Below are 2,614 nucleotides of genomic sequence, written 5' to 3' on the forward strand. Positions count from 1 at the left end.
GCCGAGCGGGCATGAAAAAAGCCGTTGGAGATCAACGGCTTCGGGTGGGGTGGCTGATGGGGCTCGAACCCACGACAACAGGAATCACAATCCTGGACTCTACCAACTGAGCTACAGCCACCACAGGGGAAAGATTATAGCCACGCACGATCCGTGGCGCCGGCATGAAAACCGCTTACGGCACGTTGCCGGACGCAGTACCCGGACCCGTGACCTCTGCCTTGTAGCGCTTGCGCAGCGCGGCGTAATACGCCTCGGCTTCGGCCGCACCCCATAGCTGCGCATACTGCTGCTGCAACTGTTGTCGGTCCTCTTGGGAAGGATCGCGCGGCAGCAGCTTGTCGATGCGCACCACTGCATAGCCCTGGTCGCCGAAGTCCACACCGGTCCAGGCTGGCAGCGAGTTCGCCGGGGCTGACATTACGGCTTCGATGAGAGAGCGCGGCAACGTTCGTGATTGTTCGCGCGAGACCGTGATTGCCGGCTCGAAGGCTTCGGCCGGCGCGCCGCCCTTCCAGGCCGCAAGCTTCGCCTCGCCTTCCTTGCGCGCCAGCGCGGCTGAACGTTCTTCCACGAGTTGCTGGCGGACCTGGTCCTTGACGGCATCGAGCGGCAACTTGCGCGCCGGCGTGTGCTCGACCACGCGGCCCGAAGTCAGTTGGTTCGGGCCGGTCTCCACCGCCTCGGTGTTGCGCTTGTTGCGCAGCGCATCGTCACTGAAGAGCGCCGTCAGAAAATTCTGGCTGGCAAGCGCGCCATCAGCCCCTTGGCCCGGCGTGCGTGTGATGCCTTCGGCCGATCGCACCTTCAAGCCGAGTTTTTCGGCTGCTGGCTGGAGGCTGTCGGACTGCTCGTAGACCACGTTGCTGAACGTCTCCGCGGCCTCCGCGAACTTCTGCTGCGCAAGCTGCTGCTTCACCTCGGCTTCGATCTCCGCGCGTGCTTCCTCGAAGCTCTTCTTGCCGCCACCGCGCACGCCGGTGAGCTTGATCACGTGGTAGCCGAAATCGCTCTCGACCACGTCGCTGATCTCGCCAGTCTTCATGGCGAAGGCGGCCTCCTCGAAGGGCTGGGTCATCGCGCCGCGAGCGAAGAAGTCGAGGTCGCCGCCCTGCGCGGCCGAACCGGGATCGTCCGAGTTCTTCTTCGCCAGCTCCGCGAAGCCATCGGGATTCTTCTTCGCCTCGGCTTGCAACGCGGCGGCCTCGGCCCGGGCCTTCTCGCGCTCGGCGGCAGGCGCTTCGCGCCCCGCCTTGATGAGGATGTGGCTCGCGCGGCGCTCCTCGGGCGTGCTGAAGCGCCCGGCGTTCTCGGCGTAGTACTTGCGCAGTTCCTCTTCGCTGACCGCAATGTCCTGCGCCAGTGCGTCGAGGTCGAGCACCACGTACTCGACCTTGGCGCTCTCGGGCGCCATGAACGCATCGGCGCGCGCAGGATCGTTGTAGTAGGCGGCGATCTCGGCCTCGGTCGGCTTGACCTGATCGAAATAGTTCTTGGCTTCGAAGCGGGCGATGCGCACCTCGCGCCGCTGCAGCAGCGCGTCGAGCGCCGTGCTGGTCGGCGTGCTGGCGCCGAGCGCGGTGTCGGACACGCCGAGCAGCACTTGGCGCATGGCCACGTCCTGGCGCAGCTGTTGCGCGAATTGCTCGGCGCTGAGGCCTTGCGCATTCAACAGGTCGGTGTCGATGCTGCCGTCCGGCTTGCGCAGGAAGGCGAACTGAGGGTCGTTCACGAAAATCCGCTGCAGCCGTTCGTCGCTGACGCCCAGGTGCAAGTCGCTGGCGGCGACGCGCACGACGCGCTCGCGCACCAGGCCTTCGAGCGTTTGCTGCTTCATTTGCGGCGTGTCGAGCAAGCCGACGTCGATGTCGGGCGCCTGGGAGCGCATGCGCTCGATCTGGGCGCGGTGGGCCGCATCCCACTGGGCCTGCGTGATCGGCTGCCCTGCCACCTCGGCCACCTCGACGTTGCCTTCGGAAAAGCCGCTGTAGCCCTCCACGCCGAGGAATACGAAGGAGGGAATGATCAACACCACCAGCACGAACATCAACGCCTTGGTGTTGTTGCGGATCAACTCGAACATCGGACGGCCTCGGAGAAAACGGTGGGCAGTGGCCACATGCGACAAAGGCGAACCGAGGTTCGCCTTTGCTGGGGACCGGCGGTCGGTGCCGCAGTCTGCGGTGCACCTGACAAGGCCGAGATTCTATCGAAGCGCTCGGCAGCGTCGGTGACCAGGGGATCGGGAAATGCGTGGTGGGTGCTGACGGGCTCGAACCGCCGACCTACGCCTTGTAAGGGCGCCGCTCTACCGACTGAGCTAAGCACCCGATCGCCATCAGTTGAGCGCTTCCTTCAACGCCTTGCCGGGCCGGAACTTCGGCACCTTCGCGGCCTTGATCTTGATCGAGTCGCCGGTGCGCGGGTTGCGGCCGCTGCGCGCGGCCCGTTTGGTCACTGCAAAGGTACCGAAGCCGACGAGCGACACGCTGCCCCCCTTCTTGAGCGTGGTGCGCACGCCGCCGATCAAGGCTTCGAGCGCGCGCGTGGCCGCGGCCTTGGAGATGTCGGCCTGCTTGGCAATGTGTTCGATCAGTTCGGTCTTGTTCACGAA

Annotated in this window: 2 protein-coding genes and 2 tRNA genes; all 4 read right to left on the reverse strand. The window is 65.4% G+C overall.

All coding sequences use genetic code 11. The features are described 5' to 3' along the window. Positions 1-45: 45 nt before the first annotated feature. A tRNA-His gene (locus H0W40_RS19855) sits at positions 46-121 on the reverse strand. A gap of 54 nt (positions 122-175) precedes the next feature. Beyond that, a complete protein-coding gene (locus tag H0W40_RS19860) occupies positions 176-2,083 on the reverse strand; it encodes a SurA N-terminal domain-containing protein (RefSeq protein WP_292449646.1) in 1,908 nt (635 codons plus the stop codon). Between the two features lie 171 nt (positions 2,084-2,254). After that, positions 2,255-2,330 (reverse strand) — tRNA-Val (locus tag H0W40_RS19865). An 8-nt stretch (positions 2,331-2,338) separates the two neighbouring features. Continuing rightward, positions 2,339-2,611, reverse strand: a complete 273-nt coding sequence (locus H0W40_RS19870; protein WP_292449648.1) for an HU family DNA-binding protein — start codon at positions 2,609-2,611, stop codon at positions 2,339-2,341. Between the last annotated feature and the right edge of the window lie 3 nt (positions 2,612-2,614).

Origin of the sequence: Methylibium sp., from assembly GCF_013817345.1 — a bacterium.
GTDB lineage: Bacteria > Pseudomonadota > Gammaproteobacteria > Burkholderiales > Burkholderiaceae_C > Methylibium.